This is a genomic window from Roseovarius sp. MBR-51 (genome assembly GCF_053628575.1).
Genome location: NZ_JBRJGQ010000001.1, coordinates 384,191 through 402,485 on the forward strand (window position 1 = coordinate 384,191; position 18,295 = coordinate 402,485).

An 18,295-nucleotide genomic window follows, 5' to 3' on the forward strand; every position below is an offset into this window, starting at 1 on the left:
ATGAACTTTCAAACGATCGGCGACCTTGCCCAATCCTTTGCGCTCCGCCGTCAGGGGGTGGACTTGCGACAACATATGGACCGCTTGACATTGGAGCTCAGCAGCGGTCGGGTGGCGGATTTGGGTCACCATCTCGCAGGCAATTTGTTACCCTTGGCCGATATTGAACATGAACTGGTGCTCTTATCCGCTCATCGCACAGCCGCGCGCGAGGCGGCGACAGATACGAGCATCATGCAGAGCGCGCTTGACCGGGTGCAGTCAGCAACAACCGATCTGGCCACGCAGGCCATAACGCTCGGCACGGCCGGGACGACGCTCCAATTGTCCAATCTCATTGTCAGTGCCAATCTGACCCTCGGCTCCGTGATAGGAGCGCTGAACAGCGATGTCTCTGGTCGGGCGCTATTTGCTGGGTCTCGGACTGAGCGAGCACCCTTGGCCTCTAGCGAAACACTGCTCTCTAATCTGCGCAGCACGCTTATTGGTGCCGCCACCCGATCAGAGGTACAAGTGCGGCTCGATGCCTTCTTCGACGGAATGTCAGGCGGATTTCAGGCCGCGATCTATCAGGGCGGCACGACTGGGATCTCCCCATATCAACTCGGGTCTGGCGAATCCGTCGCTCTGGACATTCGCGCCGATGATCCCGCGTTGCGAGATGCGTTGAAACATCTGGCATTGATAGCTGTCAGCAATGATGCCGGCTTGCCTCTCACGGAGGCAGACCGTCTTGATCTAGCGGCGGGTGCCGGTGTCGCCTTGATCGAGCATCAGGACGCATTGACGACCCTGCGAGCCAATCTTGGCCTGGCGGAAGCTCGGATTGATCAATCCGCCTCGCGCATCTCTGCAGAAATAAGCGGATTCGAGATTGCACGTTCTGGACTGGTCGCTTCTGATCCATTCGAGGCGGCGGTTGAGCTCGAACAAGTGCAGTTCCAGTTGGAAACGCTTTACACCCTCACAGCGCGAACCGCCCGACTCAACCTTCTGAATTTCCTGTCATGAACGTTCAACCCTTGATCTTGTGTATTATTCTTGGCGTTGCCGCGTGCGTCGGCTCTGTCGGCGCCAGCCCAATCCGAATCAAGGACTTGGTCGAGTTCGATGGTGTGCGCGGCAATGACCTTGTGGGCTACGGTTTGGTTGTCGGGCTCAACGGAACAGGGGACGGATTGCGCAACGCCCCCTTCACCGAAGAAATCATGTCCAATATCCTTGAGCGTCTCGGGATCAACGTGTCAGGCGAACAGTTCCGGCCAAAAAATGTCGCAGCGGTGTTCGTCACGGCAGAACTGCCCCCGTTTGCGCGTGCAGGAGGTCAGATAGATGTGACAGTTTCGGCAATCGGTGACGCCAAGAGCCTTTTGGGTGGAACCTTGGTGATGACGCCCCTCAATGCGGCCGATGGTCAGATTTATGCAGTGGCCCAAGGCACGATCATCGCTGGCGGTTTCTCGGCCGAAGGAGAGGCCGGGGGAGTCGTACAAGGTGTTCCGACAGCAGGGGTCATCCCGTCCGGCGCGCGGGTCGAGCGTGAGATCGACTTTGACTTTACAACGATTGAAACGATCCGCCTTGCGCTGCGAGAGCCGGACTTCACCACGGCTGCGCGGATTGAGAGCGCGATCAACGGAACGATTGGACGCGATGCAGCCATCATGCTTGACTCTGGAACTGTGCGCCTGACCCTGTCTCGGATGCGCGCGGCGTCGCCGGCTCATGCGCTTGGCCAAATCGAGAATATCTTGGTTGAGCCAGAGCGCAAGGCGCGGGTGGTTGTCGATCAACGCTCGGGCACGATCGTGATGGGGCAGGACGTGCGCATTTCGCGGGTGGCCGTTTCCCAAGGAAACCTGACTTTGCGAGTTCAGGAAACACCCCTGGTGGTGCAGCCCAACCCATTCGCGCAAGGCGAGACTGTTGTGGTCCCGCGCACGCAGGCCGAGTTCGAGGAGGAGCCGGGCATTGGAATGGCCGAATTGGAGCCAGGCACCTCTCTCTCAGAGGTGATAGCTGGATTGAACGCGCTCGGAGTGGCCCCCCGGGACATGATTGACATCCTCAAGAGCATCAAGGCCGCGGGTGCCCTGCACGCCGAGTTCGTGGTGCGATGAATGCCCTGAGCGCCACCTTGACCGCGTCGCTCAGCCTGTCGTCAGAGCCTCAAGCCCAATCCGCACTGCTCGATTGGGGTTCTGTTCGAGAATATGAGACGCAAGCGATCTGGCCAGTTTGGCATGCCCCTTCTCGACAGCGCGTTTGAAAAGTTCCCGTTGATATCTTGGCAGATTGCGTCTGGCGCGGAGCAGCCGGTAATACTCTTGCGGCGTCAGGGTGCCATTCAGGGCACCCAGAATGATCGGGCTCAGGATGCCCATCTGATTGAGAGAACTGCCCAAGCGGTGCCCAAGCAGGGGCGCGCGCAGATGCGCAACATTCGCGTTACTGAAACGCGCAGCATGCTGCGCATCCAGTGGTTCATAGGGGTCATATAGGATCGAAACACGGTGCGCGGATGCGCTCACCTGGGCCGCATCGCCATACTTGCCGGTAAAATCGCGATCCCAGACCGTTTTGTAACGAGTTTCCCATGGTACGATCGATTTATCCACCGTGCTCTGCGGTGAGATGGCGACCACATCGCAGCCGGGTGCGGCAGGTGCAAAGGCGCAGGCTGCATAGCCTCCCATCGAGGCTCCGTAAAACACCACACGTTTGAATTTCTTGAAGAATCCCTCTTGCTGGAGAGCGTCGAATTGCTCACAGACCCAAGGCTCCCGATACCAGGTCCAACCACCGGCCAGAACACCCAACATCGACCAACCCTGATCCTTGATGAAATTGTATCCCCATGGACGTCGATCTTCACGCTTGGTCATCGCGATATCGAGATTGTCAAAGGTCACGACCAGAATGTCAGGATCGCGGGGCATGTAGAGAAAGCTATGCCCGTTGGGTCCGGCCCGGTACCAACCTTCCGTCCCTGCGAGTTGGAGAGCGATGTGATCCCATGTATCCCCACCGGAATTTACCTCGGGGGCTTTTGCCTGCACGCGAATGCGGGTGATTTCATGGCCCTCTTCTTCGCGCTTTGAGATCGTGGTGTTGATGCCAAACGCCTTCAGAAAAGGAAATGCACCTGATCCTTTGCGCACATCCATGAAAACGCGGCTGTCGGAATGCATGCAGCGTTCTAGAAACTTCTGCAGAAAAGGAACGCTCAAGCGATCGCCAAACCCCGAAAGATTACACAGCACATCCACCGGGCGCAGGTCTTTGTCATCCCGGATGATCTGAATGCGATCACGGCTGACATCGTTTTCGACGAGGAAAGTGATATACCCCTCAAGCCATCCTTCGTCCTCAGCCTTGAATTTGCCCCGCCGGTTACAATTGATCACCTGTAAGTCGCAATCGAATTTGTGGTGCAGCGCCAGCATGAAACTGCGGGCATGTCCCGTCAGATCGGCGGCGCTCGATACCGTTTCCAGGTCGAGTTCGTCGATCAACGCTCCGTCAAAGGTCGTGTTGCCACGCCCCTTGATCGGGGCAAGGGCTGGGTTGATGCCATGCTCTTGCACCAGCATTTCGAGATAGGAGCCCTTTGGTGGAAGGCCGTTGTGCAAAGTGCCCAACTGCCGCTTGTTCGAGGCCCAGAGATGGAGAGCTGTGGTTTCCTTTGTGATCAGACCAGCGGCCAGATCGGCGCGCCGCATGAACTTGAACCGCTCCGGAAAGGTGATCGGATAAAATGCGTTGAGTGGCTGCACATGCGCCTCAAGCCCAAGAGCATGAACATAGTGGGTGACCATCATCGGCCCCCAAACGCCCCACGGCTGTTGTGACACATGCACAGGCTTGCCCTTGTCCGCCTGTTTGCGCATCATCTCTTGCCGCTTGCGGGGCAAAAATGGGGCAATCGCATACCGGTCCGAAGTAAATTCCAACATCCGCGCCAGCATCTCGCTGTCGGCGGGCAGACCCAGAACCGCATTGTTGACGCGATGCTCACCGGGCAGCTCATAGCCGAAGACATAGTCGCTGTCGTAGGTCATTGGGCGGTGGCAATAGACATCGGTATCCACCCAGATCATGCCCGGACATTTGTGGATCATGTGCAGGCGAAACCAGTCGGCAAATAGCGCGTAGCTGTTCTTTTGCTCGTACTTGATAAAGTCATCTGTGTCGATGATCTCGCGGCCATCGCAAAAAATCACGCCATCTGGTAGGTTTGGAATACCTTCATATCCGAACAGGGTAACTCTCTGGCCTTTGTCCACAAAGGACTTGAGGCAGAGCTGTTCCATCCAGCTGAGCGGCCCACCGATCCATAGTGTGCCGACCTCACGTTGCCGTGCCACCTATAGCTCTCCTCTCATTATGCGCTGCGGGCCAAATGGCGCGGTTACGTGACAGACTAAACACTTGCGCAGCGTTTGGGTATCGGCAGATTGTCGGGCCGATACGAAATTGAAGCGATCGTGACGCCGACGCCATGCTGCTTGTCTTGTGCGATGCGCTGACGCTAAGGTTGACGGCAAAACAACATGCCCGAACGGCTGATGAGATGAGGCGGATATGAGCGCAGAGACCTATACCGTCGTGTCGACGATGAAGAACGAAGCCCCCTATATTCTGGAATGGGTTGCGCATTACAAGGCCCTTGGCTTCGATCATATTTTGGTATGCACCAACGACTGCACCGATACCACGGTAGACATCCTGCGCCGCCTTCAGGAAATGGGAGTGGTGACGCAACATGACACGGTAGTGCGCAAGGCCGGCATCCACCGCAGCGCCTTGCGGCAAGCCAGTCGCCGCTATGAGATTGTGCTAAAGGCGAAATGGATTTTTGTCTGTGATGTGGATGAATTCCTCAATGTCCACCTTGGCGATGGGTCTGTCCGGGCTCTTGTCGAGGGATCTGGCGCGGACACCGACGTGATTTCTGTGCCGTGGCGCGTGTTTGGCCCGGACGGAGTCGAGCGGTTCGAAGACAGGCCCGTAACGGAGCAGTTCACCAAAGGTGAGTATGAGTGGGATGCCGAACAGCGACCCAGCACCGGCAAATTCGTAAAATCGCTCTACACGAACCAGCACAAATTTCAGCGCATGGGTTTGCATGGACCCGTGTGCCATGATGAGCATGTCGCCACCACGCGGCGTGTCCTGCCGGGGGGAATTGACTACATTGTGGACGGCGTGCGCACGGAAAACCCGCCACTCTATACCCATGCGCAGGTCAATCACTACGCCCTGCGTTCGATGGAGAGCTTTTTGATCAAGCGCGCTCGTGGGCGCGCAAACCATTCGCACCATATCTTGGGCAAAGACTATTGGGACAAGTTCAACTTGAATGACGAAACGGATACATCAATCTCTCGCTACAACGCCCGGACTGCGGAGCTGTTGGCTGAACTGAAAAGTGATCCTCAGTTGGCAGACCTGCATCAGCGCGGTGTCGAATGGCACCAACGAAAGGCGGCTTCGATCCGGATGGATCCGGAAATGGACACGCTCGTTACCGCGATCAGGCGGACCTGATATGATATCGCACAGGCTGCGCGCTCTTCGATCAATGCGCCGTGTCGCCCTGCAATTCTACGGTAAAGAACCACTCCGCTTCGGGGTCCTGAGCCACAATTTCGTCGGGTATCACGCCCGGCCCTGACAAAAAGACATTCGACCCAAAGTGACCATGCAGCCGCGCGAGCTTTTCCATGCGCGGGCTTGTCAGCTCCGCAAAGAAACTGCTGTAATTCTCGGTGGCGCGTAGTTCGTCGATCTTGGCGCGGTGACAGGCGACGGAATGGTGATGGGCCGCCGCGATTTCGGGATCTTGCATCAACCTGTTTAGGTCCGCCCGCATCATGGCGAGGCGTGACTGAATCGAGCGCTCTTCTTCAAAATTGTTGTTCATGCGAAACCAGTAGGCCAGACCCTGATCTCGATCCACGTGGTTCACCCGGCCTCTGTCACGTTTGACAAGAAAACTCTCGGCAGAACGCACCGCATAGTGATTGAGCTGCACCAAATCATAGCCATAGGTCTCAATCGTGGAGCGCCAGCCGTTGCGATACATTTCGCGTGGCAATGGTTGTCCAGATCCGTTAACCCAATTGATGTCCTCCCAAAGCTGCGGATTAAGTCCCTTGGGCCGATGCACCCCCAACTTCTTGAAAAGGCCGATGTTCTGGAAAAGGGTTTTGAATCCCCATGCCTGATGAGGTTTGCGCGCAAACTCGGGCGCACAACGCAGGAATTGCTCGGTAATGGGGCGATCGACATAGTCCTTCACGTTACCATTGCCAAAGAGCCGCCAAGTCATTGCGATCATATTGGCGTCCGGGACTGAATCAAACAACGCGTTCAACGTTCCATCCCCGGTTTTGATGTTGATATATTCATCCACATCAATACAGGTGATCCATTTGGCGGCTTTGATCACCGGCTCCTGCTCGGCGGATTGCAGAGCGGCATGCTGAGGGGGCATATCCATCGAGCGAAATGGGTTCTCGCGATGTTGAACATACCCCTTGCGTTCCAGCAACTGCAGCATGGTGTCCGTGCCATCCGTGCAGTCATTTGTATATACCAGAATATCATCAAATCCGATTGAGCGGTGATAGGCCAGCCATTCGAGGATGAAGGGGCCTTCATTCTTCATCGTGGTCACAATGGCTGCGCGTCCCTGCCCGCCCTGTGCCGCATCCGAAGCAATCTCGGGCATGCGAACGGGCGTGTGGCCGAAATACGTCTGTGCCTGTTCAAGCAACGGGGGATGCTCGATCAGCGAGGATTTTGGAACGATCTTGGAAATCGACTCCGTCGGGTGGCGTAGGGCCATATGACGATAGAACCCTTGGGTGTGCGTGGGATCAGGTCGCGCATTTCCGACCCGCAAGAGGCGCCAGACGGCGTCCTGCGGTAATTTTGCTGGGGCTAGGCACCACCTCTGTCGTTCGGTCCCGGAATCAAACTGCACGCAAATATGATCCGCAAAGCCTGTTGGCTGCCCGTTCCGGACGCGCCACGGATAGCAATGCCGCCCGATCAGCGCGATAAGACCATCCTTTGCGGCAACGGCGCTGTTAAATACCGTTTCGCTGCTTGTCACCAGCAGATCATGAACGTCAATGTTTGCCACGGCGCGGGATTGGGCAAGAAAGCGGGCACGCGCAATCTCGTAGAAGCTGAGCGCGGCCAGAGGCGAATTCCAAGGAGAAGGGGGCGGGATCTCCATCCTGTCTTTGCCCGGAGATTCCGGAACACAGTAGGGATGGGCCTCGGCTGGACTGTCAAAGCGTCCCAAAGGCTGGTCGCTGCTTAGCAAGATGACCAGACTTGAGAGCCCTTGCGCAGCAATGCCTTCGCGGAGAGCCCGCGCAAAATCCGGGTCGCTGGCGGGACGAGCACGGTCAAGGATCACTGCGCCGGTCATACCTTGCTGATCGGCATGATAGGCAAGCCATGTCAGCACTGTCGCTGCATCCTCGCCATTCCGCACTGCGACTATCACATTTTCGCCTTCGAGAAGCGAGACCTCTGCTTCAGCCGGCGTGACGTCCATCAGGCCCTGCGGCGTGCCGAACTGCAAGCGGCCTTCGGGAACCGAAAACTCCAGAACCGCCGCGCCGCCTACGCTCTTTTGCGAGATCAGCGCGCCTCCTTGCGGGGCAATGATCGCGCTTGGTTCCACCTGTGGCCCCAAGAAGAGAGTGACCAGCCTTGCGTTATCTATTCGGGTCTCTACGGCATCGAGAAGCACAAGTCCGCTCAAGTCTTGGCTCGCCATGCGGCGTTCGATCACCCGCCCGCTCATGGTCAGGTCTCTGTCCGAGCCAAAAGCAACTGCGCATCGAGAAAATCCTGACCATCTGCAGCGGAGGGCGGGGTGCTGCCGGTGAGAAAGTTCAGCCTGAATTCCAGTCTCAACGCTTCTATTTGTTGAGTTAGGGCGTGATATCTCGCGTCATGCGCGGCCATACAGGCCTCATGCGCATGCGCAACGCCGGGCAGGGCCATAAGCGTGTCGATTTCCCTGTGAGTAGATGTCAACATAGGCAGGATCTCTGACGCCTCAACGGTGTTCCAGTTGCGTTCTGCCCAATAGGTTACTCCGACGTCGCGGTCCATATGATTGGGCAGACCACGGGCGCGTTTGAGCATGAATTCTTCCACAGAACGCAATGAATAGTGGTTCAGCCATATTTTCGGAGGACCGCTTCCTGCGCCATACAGGGTGATTGCGGTGTCATTGCTTGCAAAGCCGTCAGCAAGACGAGCACCATCTGGTCCGACCCAAACTGCGGGATGTCGCGGACGTCCGCGAGGGCGATGAACGCCAGGCTGGCGAAATGCACCGGGTCTATGAAGGGTTTTGAAGAGATGGGCGAGCGGGAAATGCAAATCTAACGGCGCGGCTCGCGTAAAGCGTTCCGGCGTGATGCCTGACACGCGTCTTCTATGACCGCTGGATCCATAAAGACGCCATGGCAGCGCCAATGCGTCGAACCGTCCCGCGTTCCTCTCGAACGTGGCTAGTATCTTTGGCAGGCTGTCGGTCGGGCTACACAAGAACTCGTCGCAATCAAAAAATAGCGCCCAATCCGCCACCTTGTATATGTCAAGGTCGCGCAGATGACGTAGAGCTTGCCATTGTACAGATTTTCCACCTTTTGGTACAAAGCGTACATGCTCAATCCGACGATCTTGCGCCAACGCGGCCAGCAATTCGTCACTGCCATCCGTGCAATCATGGCTTAGGACCATCATCCGGTCGAACCCAACTGCCAGATGATGCGCAAGCCACTCCACAATATAGGGACCGTCATTGCGTAAACATGTGATACCCAAGAAATTCAATTGAATCCTCTGCTCTTTGTCTTGCCGTGTTTTATCCCTGATTATAGGCAAGATCGTTGAACAAAGTCATCCAATGCCCTGCATTTCAATCAAGAATTCTTTGAATGCGAAAAGGTAAGAGACTGGGGCTGATGACTCTCGCTCAAGACGCATTAGGTAGTGAACGAGCTAAGGACCACAACAACCTTTGATTGCTCTTGAGTACGCAGCATCGTCAATCATCACTCATCGCGCGTAGTTTGCGCTGAACCAACAGCTCGCACAGCGTTCCATCTGATTGGCGATCAGAGGTGAAGCGTGGACCCTACGGGCCTCATTGGCCGCCTCACGATTGCTGGTCCGTGTTGCCTTATATCGCGAGACTTTATCTGGTTTGCTTACACTATTCGCGTCAATTACATGTATCCCTTTACGAGGCTCTCGGCGATGAGGGTCCAGCCGTCGGCGATGACAAAAAACGCCAGCTTGAAGGGTAATGAGACAATGGCCGGAGGCACCATCATCATGCCCATGGACATCAGGATCGCCGCGACGACGAGGTCAATCACGAGAAAGTCCTGATGGCCAAGAATATTGACGTCCCAGTGCTGTCCTTCGAAGAGATCGGAACTGGAGCTAAGCCCGCATTGATCGGGGTGATACGAAGATGACTGAGCTGACCCAATTCGTTGGCATTGCTCAGGAGGTGCTATGGCTTCATGCTCAAGTGTTTATGCGCGTAGCCCCAATCATCGGGCTTCTGCCGGGCTTTGGCGAGCAGTCCGTTCCAATGCGGATAAAAGTGGTCCTTGTCTTCGCCTTTACGCTCATTTCGGCGCTCGCCATTGCACCTGATTTGCTAGATCATGTTCACGCACCATCTGCGCTTACAATTCTATCCGAGACTCTCGTGGGTTTGATTATAGGTATCGGCCTACGCCTTTTTCTGATGGCGATTCAGATGGCGGGCTCCATTGCTGCGCAGTCGACGTCCTTGTCGCAGATTCTGGGTAACGCGAGTCTCACGCCGATGCCTTCCATTGGACATTTGCTTGCGACAGGCGGTGTTGCCTTGATGATGATCATGGACCTGCACGTGCGGGTGGCCGAGCTCATAATCCTAAGCTATCGAGTTTTTCCAGTTCAGGGCGTTCTAGAGGTGTCGGCGATAACGCAATGGGGTGTTTCGCAAATTGCGCATGCCTTTTCGCTAGGCTTTATGTTGGCTGCGCCATTTGTCTTGGTATCGGTGCTCTACAACTTGACGCTTGGCGTGATTAACCGGGCGATGCCGCAGATGATGGTCGCTTTCGTTGGGGCCCCTGCGATTACAGCACTTGCGCTTTTTGTTCTGATGTTGGTCGCGCCGGCTCTGCTGATGGCTTGGGCACAGGCGTTTGCCGGCTTTGTCGCCAATCCGTTCGGAGGGTAGTCATGGCTGGCGAAGAAGACGAGAGCGAGAAGCCGCATGAGGCGACCCAGAACAAGATGGAAGAGGCCCGCAAGAAGGGGGAGATCGTACGCTCTGCTGATTTGAACACCGCTGGGTCATACGGAGGTCTCTTGCTTGCGCTTCTGGCGCTGGGAGGAACGGTATCTCAGACGACCGGCGCTAATCTCGCGGTGTTGCTTGATCAGCCACACGCCCTTGCTGATCTCCTTTATCAAGGGGGCCACGCGTCCGCTGCTTTGGGGGCGATTCTGGCAAAAGTTGCCTTGGCCGTGTCCGCGCTGTTTCTTCTTCCCGCTTCTGTGACCCTATTGACTGTGATCGCGCAGCGCGCATTCGTCATTGCCCCATCCAAGTTGGAGCCCAAACTTTCGCGTATCAATCCGATCGAGAATGCCAAGAACAAATTTGGCCCGTCAGGCCTTTTTGAGTTTGGCAAGAGCATTGCAAAGCTATCGCTATATTGCATTCTGTTGGGAATGTTTCTGTCTTATCGAATGTCAGAAATGGTGGGTGCGCTGCATGCCGAGCCTGCCATGATCGGGGTTATGATTGGCAAACTGATCATCGAGTTTCTACTGGTCGTTCTCCTGATCACACTGGCTGTCGGCGCTGCAGATTTTACGTGGCAGTATTTCGAGCACCTGCGCCGCCAACGAATGACGCACATGGAATTGCGCGATGAATTCAAGCAGAATTACGGCGATCCCGCCGTGAAGCTGCAGCACCGTCGTCGCGGGATGGAAATCGCCTCTCGGCAGATGATGGCGGAGGTGCCGGGGGCGAATGTGGTGATTGTCAATCCAACCCATTACGCAATAGCCCTGAAATGGAGCCGTACGCCGGGCGCGGCGCCGATCTGTGTGGCCAAGGGTGTGGATCACATAGCCCTCGCGATCCGCGATCTCGCCTATGAGAGCGGCGTCCCCGTGCAGCAAGATCCCGCAACAGCCCGTGCTTTGCATGCCACGACTGAAATTGGCCAAGAAGTTGATCCCACCTATTACGCCGCTGTCGCTGTCGCCATCCGATATGCCGAGGACATGCGGCGCAGGGCAAGGAGTTTTGGATGAAGTCCAATAGCTATTCTGATTTGGTCTCCGTGACAGAAGCAATTTACCGTTCGGAGGCTGCCAGAATGCAAGCTCTCTTGGTCGACGAGCGGCGGTTGCGTGCAGAGTTGGGACAGATCGAAGAGGTGCGATTCGCGGCGCGGGACGTGCCTGACAATCGGCTGCAGGGCTATCGTGAGATTGGCGCTGACCTGACATGGCAAGGTTGGATTGGACACAGCAAGGCGAACCTCCACGCAGATCTGGCCCGAGTGCTCGGACGCAAAGGACAGGTTAGTAGTATGTTGCGCCGAGCCTATGGCAAGTATTTGGCGGCGACTGAACTCTTGCAAGATCAGGAACAAGCATACGGCCAGCGATGTATGAAGCAAGAGCACGATCTGCTTGAGGAACTCGGCAGATTGAGAAGGGCGCAAGAGAGTGCTGACGATTAACTAAAGCCGTCTGCCAAGGATCATGCAGGGCTAGACATCCTGCCGTGCGATTTCAGTAATCAAAACGCCGAGGACCGCATCGCCGAGAACATGGGTTGCGACATCGAGAAGCGCAGAGCGCAGGACGTCCATATTCCTCGCCTGCGTGAACTCACCGTCGAATCCACCCCTGTTTGCATGATCAAACAGGGCCTGCAAGAATACGTCCCTCAGCTTCGGTTCACGATCATAGACTTCCGCGCTTCGCCCCACTCCGGTTTCGACGCTCAGGGACATGACCACCAATGCGCTGATCATATTCTTGTCGACGACAGGAATGACGAACTGGTTGTTCAATTTTACAATTTCAGTTGGGTCTCCTTGAGGCGACGCTTGCTCCGAATCGTCACTATGTGCGGCGTCTGGGGCATGCGACGCGTCTGCACTCAAAGCCTTCGGATCTGGCTTGAGAAAAATTCCCGCCCCAGCGCCCGCCGTGACTCCGAGGACCAGCAGGAGGATCGGTAGCAATTTTGCAATCATCGTCTCGTTTCCTTTGAGAAAGAGTCAGAATGGTAAAATGGCGTCGAGAACTTGTTGGCCAATCCGGGGTTGCTGCACATCAGTGATCTGACCGCGCCCTCCATAAGAAATCCGCGCGGCGGCAATCTTGTCATAGGTGATCTCATTCTGCCGTGAAATATCCTCGGGGCGGACAAAGCCAGAGACCAGCAACTCGCGCAGTTCGAAGTTTACCCGCACCTCCTGTGATCCTTGGATTTCCAATACGCCGTTTGGCAGGACCTGCATCACCGTGGCTGCCACCCTAAGCGTCAACTCTTCGCTCCGACTGACCGACCCATCTCCGCCTGACTGGCTGGAAGAACTTATGTCGACCGCAGACTCAAGGCTGGCCCTTTCAGGCAAGCTCCGATTGATCCGTTGTGGGAGGCCAAAGAGGCCGGGGATTGCAAGGTCCTCAGTGCTGTCGCGGGAACGCGATGTTGAGTTCGAGATTTCCGCCGCTTCATCTATCTCTATTACGACGGTCATGATGTCGCCGCGCTGTGCCGCGCGCCTGTCACCCAAGAGGGATTGTTTGCCACCGCTCCAGAGTGACGCGCGCTGGAACGGAGTGTCGTGTGGTGCCGTCATCGGCAAGCCGGGATTGAGCATTGCAAGCTGCTCGGTGGAGTTCATTGTCGGAGTGAAACTGGGAGGCTTGCCGATGTGATCCATACGGCCGCAGGCGGCAAGGAAAGAAAGCAATCCGATCAGAACTGGGTATCTAAGATCAAGCATCGCCGCTCCTATCGTGAGACCAGGATTTGACCGGTCTGAGTGACACGGCCCGAGACAGTGGCGCGCGATGCAAGGTTCATCACGCGGACATAATCACCAACCCCTGCGCGCGCGAGTGAGCGGCCCTCCGTCTCGATTGTCAGGCCACTGTGTGCGTAAACCAGTGGCACGATCTGGTTGCGTTCGATGACGGTGGGCGGTCCCACGTCCACCGCCCGAACTTGACGCCCGGGATACAGAGCGACACGGACTTCCTGACCAATCAGATCGTGCAGGGTGACATCGGTGATGCCTTCGCCTGGTTTCAGTAAAAGATCGGCGGGGCCAAGAACCTCCTGAGCGCGGATCGTGCGGGTGGCCACGATCATGTCAGCGAGGGCTGGGTTGGCGATTGTAAGCATTAGAAAAGACGTGAGAAATCGCATCATCGTACCTGCGTTGTTGCGCTGAGCATCTGGTCTGCCGCGGTGATCACCTTGGCGTTCAACTCGTAGCCACGCTGCGCCTCGATGAGTTCGGTGATCTCGCGCACCGGATCGACCGAGCTATCCTCGAGATAGCCTTGGCGCAGAGTGCCAAGCCCGTCTTGTCCCGCGGTGGTGACATTTGCAGGGCCAGAGGCCTCTGTTTCGACAAAAAGGTTGCTGCCGATCGCCTCAAGCCCCTTGGGATTGCTGAACCCCGCTAAATCCAATTGGCCAAGTTGTTGCGCCTCGGCATTGTCTTGAAAGAACGCGAATACTTCGCCTTCGGCGTTGATGGTGATACTGCGGGCATCCTCTGGGATGGTGATTTCAGGGGCGACAGGAAAGCCCTCGGAGTTGACGATAATCCCGTCAGCTGAGCGTTTGAGGGCGCCGTCACGGGTATATGCGGCCTGGCCAGAGGGCAAAGTGACCTCTAGATAGCCATTTCCTTCGATCGCCACGTCCAGATCGCCGTTGGTCTGCGAGAGTGATCCCTGAGCAAGTTGTACGGAAATCGCCGCAGGACGTACGCCAAGCCCAAGCTGCACACCGGTGGGCAGGACCGTGCCATCGGCGGCGTTTATGGTGCCCGCGCGGGCCAGTTGCTGATAATGCAGATCAGCGAATTCGGCCCGTCGTGCGTTGTAGCCGGTGGTGGACATATTGGCGAGGTTGTTCGAGATGGTCTCGACCCGCATCTGCTGGGCGGCCATGCCGGTGGCGGCGATCTTGAGGATATGCATGATGCGTTCCTTGGTTAACGGATAAGGGAGTCGAGCGCGGTCATCACCCGCTCGTTTTCAGAATCAAGAAAGCTCTGGCCCATCTCATAGGCGCGCTGGACCTCGATCATGCGGGCGATCTGGCCGATTGGGTCGACATTGGCACCTTCGAGAAAGCCTTGGAGCACGCGACCGTCTTCGACCGGTTCGAAACCGCCGTTGGTGCGGAACAAGACACCGTCCTGGCGGATCATGTCCAAGCTGTCGATCGGGCGCACGAGGCCAATCTGGGCCAGTGGGCGGCCATTGTCGCTGAGCGTGCCATCCGGCGAGAGACCAATGCTCTTGGCGTCCGGTGGAAGAAAGACTGGCGCGCCGCCCGCATCCAGAACGCGGAACCCGTCCGGTGTCACAAGATCACCCTGCGCAGAAAGCGTGAAAGCTCCCGCGCGTGTGAGGCGTTCACCCGAAGGCGTTTCAATCAGAAAGAATCCCTCGCCCTCGATGGCCAGATCAAGCGTGCCGCCGGTCGGCGTCAACGGCCCTTGCACTGTCGAGGTCATCCGCACATTGCCCTGCGCCATCGAGAGAGACGGGCCACCCTCGGAACGCTTGATGAACTCGGAAAAGATCAGCCCCTCCTGGCGGTAGCCGGTGGTCGCAGCATTGGCGATGTTGTTGGCGACCACCTGCAATTCGCGCAACAGGCCCGATTGCCGGGTGAGTGTCGTATAGCCTGCAGTTTCCAACTCAGCCTCCTAGAATGATCGGGATCAGCCGGTCCTGAAAGAACCTCACCAGCGTTTGTGTCATGAACCCCATGGTGATCCAGAACACGACGATAATGGCCCCGAGTTTGGGGACAAAGGTCAGCGTCAGTTCCTGAATGGAGGTGAGGGCCTGAAAGAGCCCGACAACGAGGCCCGCCAGAAGTGCAACGGTCAGGATCGGAAAGGATATGATCACTGAAATCCAAAGCGCCTCGCGCAGTGTGTCAAAGAACAGAACCTCGTTGAGCATGGGATCACACCGGCATCCGTAGGATTTCCTGATATGCTTCCACCACTCGATCACGCACTGTGATCACGGCCTCGACCGCCAGTTCTGTTTGTGCCAGGGCCTGCACGAGACTATGCGGATCGGCTTTGCCGATCATGGCTGACTTGGCAATCTCCTCGCCTTCTTTGAGTGTTGCGGCAAAGTCCTTGGCGATGTTCTGAAATGCCGCCCCTTCGGTTGCCTGTCCAAGGACGGGTTCTGTCGCGGTGCGTGTGGCGGTGTACTTTTGGGCGGCAGTCAGTGCTGTGATATCCATTCTGGCTCTCCTTTAACGGCGTAATAGGTCCATCAGCCCGGCAGACATTTGGCGGACTTGATCGAACATCTTGAGATTGGCCTCGTAGCTGCGCTGCGCCTCGCGCGCGTCGGCAATTTCGATCATCAAATCGACGGTCGACCCTTGATAATGGCCGGTTTCATCCGCGAGCGGATGACTGGGATCATAGATTTTCTGAGGCTCTCGCCTGTCGAGGTTGACGCGGCTCACCTCTACGGCACCAGTGCCCTCCGATCCTGCAAAGGCGGTCTCGAAGGAGACGGTTTTTCGGCGGTATCCGGGGGTGTCGGCGTTGGCGATGTTTTCGGACACATGAACCAGTCGCTGTGCCTGAGCCTTGAGGCCACTGGCTGAAACTGAGAGGGCGTTGGAGAAATCGCTCATCCTGGGCTCCTATCGCCGCCCGATCGCCGTGCGTAGCACGGTGAGCGAAGACTTGTAGATCGCAAGTGCGCGGTCGTGTTGACGTTTGACATCGACCGCCCGCAACATCTCTGTTTCAAGCGAGACAGAGTTGCCATTGGGGTCTTTGATCGCTGTTGGGTCTTCAGCCACGTCAAATCCGAGACGATGATCTTGTCCAAGAAGGTGTCCGTTTCGGGTGACACGGGAAACATGGGTCGCCTTGTCCGTCTCATAGGACTCCGCAAAGGCGACGACATCGCGTGCGGCGTAATGCGGGGTATCGGCATTGGCCATGTTCTGTGACACGACAGCCTGACGCGCTCCGGCATGGCGGGCCATGGCATGGGCCATGCGAAAGATCTCAAGTTTTTCAAACATCGGGGCTTCTCCCTCGATTGGCTTCAACCAAGGCTTAACCCTGATTCCTTTAGAAATTGTTTTCAGGACATGATTGGAGCGTTCGATGATCAGACAGGACATGGCAGGCCTCCGGGCTGAAATATCGGCGCTGCGGCCGATGCGGATGATGGGCCGGGTCACTACGGTGCAAGGAAATGCTCTGCGGATCAGTGGCTTGTCTGCCGTGGCCCGGCTCGGGGATCGTGTCGTGATCCAACGCCGATCTGACGGAACATTGCACGGAGAGGTGATCCGGTTGGAGGCCGCGTCCCTAGTTGTGTTACCCGATACCAGCCCGGATGGCGTTGCGCTCGGGGATCGGGTGATCTTGGGCCAAGAGAATTCCGTCGCACCGTCACGCTCATGGTTGGGCCGGATCATCGACCCGTTCGGGGAGCCACTTGATGGGCGACCACTATTGCGTGGGGCCAATATCCGGGCGTTGCGGGCTGACCCGCCAGCCCCTACGCGACGGCGCGCGCTTGGCGCGCGTCTGGAAACCGGAATGGTGGCGTTCAATACCGTGCTACCGATCGTTCGGGGGCAGCGCGTGGGATTGTTTGCCGGGTCGGGGGTGGGAAAATCCATGCTTCTGGGACATTTGGCGCGCCATATGCAGGCCGATGTCGTTGTGATCGCATTGATCGGAGAACGCGGGCGGGAACTGCGGGAGTTCGTCGAGACTGTGCTGGGACCGGAGGGCATGCGGCGTTCTGTGATCGTGGCCGCGACATCTGACCGCTCGCCGCTTATTCGCCGACGCTGCGCCTGGACCGCGATGGCTGTCGCGGAGTTCTTTCGTGACGAGGGAAAACATGTTTTGTTTCTTGCCGATTCGATTACTCGGTTTGCCGAAGCGCATCGGGAGGTCGCAACAGCGGCTGGTGAAATGCCTACCCTGCGTGGGTTTCCATCATCGACATCGCATCTGATCATGTCGCTCTGTGAACGGGCGGGGCCAGGTGCCGAAAGTATGGGTGATATCACCGCTCTCTTGACGGTGCTGGTGGCGGGGTCTGACATGGACGAGCCGATCGCCGATATCCTGCGCGGAGTGCTGGATGGGCATGTGATCCTCGATCGTCAGATCGCCGAGCGAGGGCGATATCCTGCGATTGATCTATTGCGGTCCGTGTCGCGCAGCCTGCCGCGTGCTGCTAGTGACGAGGAGAATGCGTTGATTGCGCGCGCCCGCACGCTATTGAGCAGCTATTCCCGCTCTGAGACCATGATCAGGGCCGGGCTCTATGCCGAGGGAAGCGATCCGGAATTGGATCAGGCGATTCGAATCTGGCCAGAGCTGGACGGATTTCTCGCAGATAAAGAGGCGGTTTCGGTCAAGAACAGTTTTGCCCGCCTCGGTGTCATCCTGAGGCGAGCTGGGACGCCGCTTGTGCGTGCTTCGTCGCGGTGAAGACGCTTAGGCTATCATGTGCCGCGCCCGCGCGCCCCGCTCGATGGCCGCAGCATGGAGGCGGTCGATGTCGAGCTCGTAGCGGATTTCTTCGAGCAGACGCAACTCGCGCTCATTGAGTGTCCCATCTGCGGCGGCCACATCGCAGGCGAGCGCGTAGGCGGTTTCGAACAGGCGCACGGGAAGGTTTGCTCGCACAAGCCCAAAGAGCGCATCGAGCCCCTCTTCGACAGTAAAGAGATCGAGCACGGTCTGCGACATCACTCGGAGCCGGTCGAGATCGTAATCGGCAAAGATCGGCAGGTTGTTCACCGTGCTCTCGATTTTGATGAGTTCTGCGGTGCGCATATCCTCATCCGAGGCCGAAACGGCGATCATCACCGCCACAAGGCAATCTTGCGGTGTGAGGGGATGTGGGATCGGATCAGACATCTGCGGGCCTTTCGCGCGGGGCTATGTTGCGG

At 57.1% G+C, this 18,295-nt stretch carries 20 protein-coding genes and 1 pseudogene; 7 read left to right on the forward strand and 14 right to left on the reverse strand.

What is annotated here, in order from left to right:
* Together ACSSVY_RS01890 and ACSSVY_RS01895 are read left to right on the forward strand one after the other, a co-directional pair.
* The gene (locus ACSSVY_RS01890) at positions 1–1,011 is read left to right on the forward strand and encodes a flagellin (protein WP_454267683.1); all 1,011 of its coding nucleotides are present in this window, start codon (positions 1–3) and stop codon (positions 1,009–1,011) included.
* Positions 1,008–2,120 (forward strand): flagellar basal body P-ring protein FlgI, encoded by a 1,113-nt coding sequence (locus tag ACSSVY_RS01895; protein ID WP_454267684.1) that lies wholly within the window; start codon positions 1,008–1,010, stop codon positions 2,118–2,120. Before ACSSVY_RS01890 ends, ACSSVY_RS01895 begins: the two co-directional genes overlap by 4 nt.
* 30 nt (positions 2,121–2,150) lie before the next feature.
* Here ACSSVY_RS01895 and ACSSVY_RS01900 read toward each other — a convergent pair whose 3' ends face one another.
* Complete coding sequence (locus ACSSVY_RS01900) at positions 2,151–4,367, reverse strand: hypothetical protein (protein ID WP_454267685.1); 2,217 nt, start codon at positions 4,365–4,367, stop codon at positions 2,151–2,153.
* Positions 4,368–4,584: 217 nt separating this feature from the next.
* Here ACSSVY_RS01900 and ACSSVY_RS01905 point away from each other — a divergent pair, with 217 nt between their 5' ends.
* The gene (locus ACSSVY_RS01905; protein WP_454267687.1) at positions 4,585–5,550 is read left to right on the forward strand and encodes a glycosyltransferase family 2 protein; all 966 of its coding nucleotides are present in this window, start codon (positions 4,585–4,587) and stop codon (positions 5,548–5,550) included.
* A 31-nt stretch (positions 5,551–5,581) separates the two neighbouring features.
* Here the strand turns inward: ACSSVY_RS01905 and ACSSVY_RS01910 are convergent, their stop codons facing one another.
* The 3 genes and pseudogenes from ACSSVY_RS01910 to ACSSVY_RS01920 form a co-directional block, all read right to left on the reverse strand.
* Positions 5,582–7,828: a glycosyltransferase family 2 protein gene (locus tag ACSSVY_RS01910; RefSeq protein WP_454267689.1), complete on the reverse strand. Its 2,247-nt coding sequence runs from the start codon at positions 7,826–7,828 to the stop codon at positions 5,582–5,584.
* Between the two features lie 2 nt (positions 7,829–7,830).
* A complete protein-coding gene (locus ACSSVY_RS01915; RefSeq protein ID WP_454267690.1) occupies positions 7,831–8,922 on the reverse strand; it encodes a glycosyltransferase family 2 protein in 1,092 nt (363 codons plus the stop codon).
* 344 nt (positions 8,923–9,266) lie between these two features.
* A pseudogene (locus ACSSVY_RS01920) lies at positions 9,267–9,425 on the reverse strand (flagellar type III secretion system pore protein FliP); the annotation flags it as partial.
* A 92-nt stretch (positions 9,426–9,517) separates the two neighbouring features.
* Between ACSSVY_RS01920 and ACSSVY_RS01925 the strand changes: the two are divergent.
* Genes ACSSVY_RS01925 through ACSSVY_RS01935 form a run of 3 tightly spaced genes read left to right on the forward strand, consistent with a single transcriptional unit; the run spans position 9,518 to position 11,807 of the window.
* Entirely contained in the window at positions 9,518–10,282 is a 765-nt protein-coding gene (locus tag ACSSVY_RS01925; protein ID WP_454267691.1) for a flagellar biosynthetic protein FliR, read from the forward strand.
* A gap of 2 nt (positions 10,283–10,284) precedes the next feature.
* Positions 10,285–11,373, forward strand: coding sequence for an EscU/YscU/HrcU family type III secretion system export apparatus switch protein (locus ACSSVY_RS01930; protein ID WP_454267692.1), 1,089 nt, complete (start codon positions 10,285–10,287; stop codon positions 11,371–11,373).
* The gene (locus ACSSVY_RS01935) at positions 11,370–11,807 is read left to right on the forward strand and encodes a hypothetical protein (protein ID WP_454267693.1); all 438 of its coding nucleotides are present in this window, start codon (positions 11,370–11,372) and stop codon (positions 11,805–11,807) included. Before ACSSVY_RS01930 ends, ACSSVY_RS01935 begins: the two co-directional genes overlap by 4 nt.
* 30 nt (positions 11,808–11,837) lie before the next feature.
* On the opposite strand, the gene ACSSVY_RS01940 is transcribed toward ACSSVY_RS01935, so the two are convergent.
* From ACSSVY_RS01940 to ACSSVY_RS01980, 9 genes are read right to left on the reverse strand one after another with little or no spacing between them, the layout of a single operon-like run.
* Positions 11,838–12,329 (reverse strand): flagellar basal body-associated protein FliL, encoded by a 492-nt coding sequence (locus tag ACSSVY_RS01940; RefSeq protein ID WP_454267694.1) that lies wholly within the window; start codon positions 12,327–12,329, stop codon positions 11,838–11,840.
* A gap of 24 nt (positions 12,330–12,353) precedes the next feature.
* On the reverse strand, positions 12,354–13,088 hold the full coding sequence (flgH, locus tag ACSSVY_RS01945; RefSeq protein WP_454267696.1) for a flagellar basal body L-ring protein FlgH: 735 nt from the start codon (positions 13,086–13,088) through the stop codon (positions 12,354–12,356).
* A gap of 8 nt (positions 13,089–13,096) precedes the next feature.
* Positions 13,097–13,489, reverse strand: coding sequence for a flagellar basal body P-ring formation chaperone FlgA (gene flgA / locus ACSSVY_RS01950; protein WP_454267698.1), 393 nt, complete (start codon positions 13,487–13,489; stop codon positions 13,097–13,099).
* Positions 13,490–13,512: 23 nt separating this feature from the next.
* Positions 13,513–14,298, reverse strand: a complete 786-nt coding sequence (gene flgG / locus ACSSVY_RS01955; RefSeq protein ID WP_454267700.1) for a flagellar basal-body rod protein FlgG — start codon at positions 14,296–14,298, stop codon at positions 13,513–13,515.
* A 14-nt stretch (positions 14,299–14,312) separates the two neighbouring features.
* Positions 14,313–15,026 (reverse strand): flagellar hook-basal body complex protein, encoded by a 714-nt coding sequence (locus ACSSVY_RS01960; RefSeq protein WP_454267701.1) that lies wholly within the window; start codon positions 15,024–15,026, stop codon positions 14,313–14,315.
* 1 nt (position 15,027) lies between these two features.
* A complete protein-coding gene (locus ACSSVY_RS01965; RefSeq protein ID WP_454267703.1) occupies positions 15,028–15,297 on the reverse strand; it encodes a flagellar biosynthetic protein FliQ in 270 nt (89 codons plus the stop codon).
* A gap of 4 nt (positions 15,298–15,301) precedes the next feature.
* Complete coding sequence (fliE, locus tag ACSSVY_RS01970; RefSeq protein WP_454267704.1) at positions 15,302–15,592, reverse strand: flagellar hook-basal body complex protein FliE; 291 nt, start codon at positions 15,590–15,592, stop codon at positions 15,302–15,304.
* Positions 15,593–15,604: 12 nt separating this feature from the next.
* The gene (gene flgC / locus ACSSVY_RS01975; protein WP_454267706.1) at positions 15,605–15,997 is read right to left on the reverse strand and encodes a flagellar basal body rod protein FlgC; all 393 of its coding nucleotides are present in this window, start codon (positions 15,995–15,997) and stop codon (positions 15,605–15,607) included.
* A 9-nt stretch (positions 15,998–16,006) separates the two neighbouring features.
* A complete protein-coding gene (locus ACSSVY_RS01980) occupies positions 16,007–16,396 on the reverse strand; it encodes a FlgB family protein (RefSeq protein ID WP_454267707.1) in 390 nt (129 codons plus the stop codon).
* Positions 16,397–16,481: 85 nt separating this feature from the next.
* Between ACSSVY_RS01980 and ACSSVY_RS01985 the strand changes: the two genes are divergently transcribed.
* Positions 16,482–17,831 carry a FliI/YscN family ATPase gene (locus ACSSVY_RS01985; RefSeq protein ID WP_454267708.1) on the forward strand — a complete coding sequence of 450 codons (1,350 nt, stop codon included), beginning with the start codon at positions 16,482–16,484 and terminating at the stop codon, positions 17,829–17,831.
* A 6-nt stretch (positions 17,832–17,837) separates the two neighbouring features.
* Here the strand turns inward: ACSSVY_RS01985 and ACSSVY_RS01990 are convergent, their stop codons facing one another.
* Positions 17,838–18,263, reverse strand: coding sequence for a tellurite resistance TerB family protein (locus ACSSVY_RS01990; RefSeq protein WP_454267709.1), 426 nt, complete (start codon positions 18,261–18,263; stop codon positions 17,838–17,840).
* Positions 18,264–18,295 lie beyond the last annotated feature (32 nt).

Excerpts from the sequence above, each read along its gene's own strand:
- ACSSVY_RS01890 (WP_454267683.1), top strand. The coding sequence starts at position 1 with ATGAACTTTCAAACGATCGGCGACCTTGCCCAATCCTTTGCGCTCCGC.
- ACSSVY_RS01895 (WP_454267684.1), top strand. The coding sequence starts at position 1,008 with ATGAACGTTCAACCCTTGATCTTGTGTATTATTCTTGGCGTTGCCGCG.
- ACSSVY_RS01905 (WP_454267687.1), top strand. The coding sequence starts at position 4,585 with ATGAGCGCAGAGACCTATACCGTCGTGTCGACGATGAAGAACGAAGCC.
- ACSSVY_RS01910 (WP_454267689.1), bottom strand. The coding sequence starts at position 7,828 with ATGAGCGGGCGGGTGATCGAACGCCGCATGGCGAGCCAAGACTTGAGC.
- ACSSVY_RS01925 (WP_454267691.1), top strand. The coding sequence starts at position 9,518 with ATGACTGAGCTGACCCAATTCGTTGGCATTGCTCAGGAGGTGCTATGG.
- ACSSVY_RS01930 (WP_454267692.1), top strand. The coding sequence starts at position 10,285 with ATGGCTGGCGAAGAAGACGAGAGCGAGAAGCCGCATGAGGCGACCCAG.
- ACSSVY_RS01935 (WP_454267693.1), top strand. The coding sequence starts at position 11,370 with ATGAAGTCCAATAGCTATTCTGATTTGGTCTCCGTGACAGAAGCAATT.
- ACSSVY_RS01940 (WP_454267694.1), bottom strand. The coding sequence starts at position 12,329 with ATGATTGCAAAATTGCTACCGATCCTCCTGCTGGTCCTCGGAGTCACG.
- flgH (WP_454267696.1), bottom strand. The coding sequence starts at position 13,088 with ATGCTTGATCTTAGATACCCAGTTCTGATCGGATTGCTTTCTTTCCTT.
- flgA (WP_454267698.1), bottom strand. The coding sequence starts at position 13,489 with ATGCTTACAATCGCCAACCCAGCCCTCGCTGACATGATCGTGGCCACC.
- flgG (WP_454267700.1), bottom strand. The coding sequence starts at position 14,298 with ATGCATATCCTCAAGATCGCCGCCACCGGCATGGCCGCCCAGCAGATG.
- ACSSVY_RS01965 (WP_454267703.1), bottom strand. The coding sequence starts at position 15,297 with ATGCTCAACGAGGTTCTGTTCTTTGACACACTGCGCGAGGCGCTTTGG.
- fliE (WP_454267704.1), bottom strand. The coding sequence starts at position 15,592 with ATGGATATCACAGCACTGACTGCCGCCCAAAAGTACACCGCCACACGC.
- flgC (WP_454267706.1), bottom strand. The coding sequence starts at position 15,997 with ATGAGCGATTTCTCCAACGCCCTCTCAGTTTCAGCCAGTGGCCTCAAG.
- ACSSVY_RS01980 (WP_454267707.1), bottom strand. The coding sequence starts at position 16,396 with ATGTTTGAAAAACTTGAGATCTTTCGCATGGCCCATGCCATGGCCCGC.
- ACSSVY_RS01985 (WP_454267708.1), top strand. The coding sequence starts at position 16,482 with ATGATCAGACAGGACATGGCAGGCCTCCGGGCTGAAATATCGGCGCTG.
- ACSSVY_RS01990 (WP_454267709.1), bottom strand. The coding sequence starts at position 18,263 with ATGTCTGATCCGATCCCACATCCCCTCACACCGCAAGATTGCCTTGTG.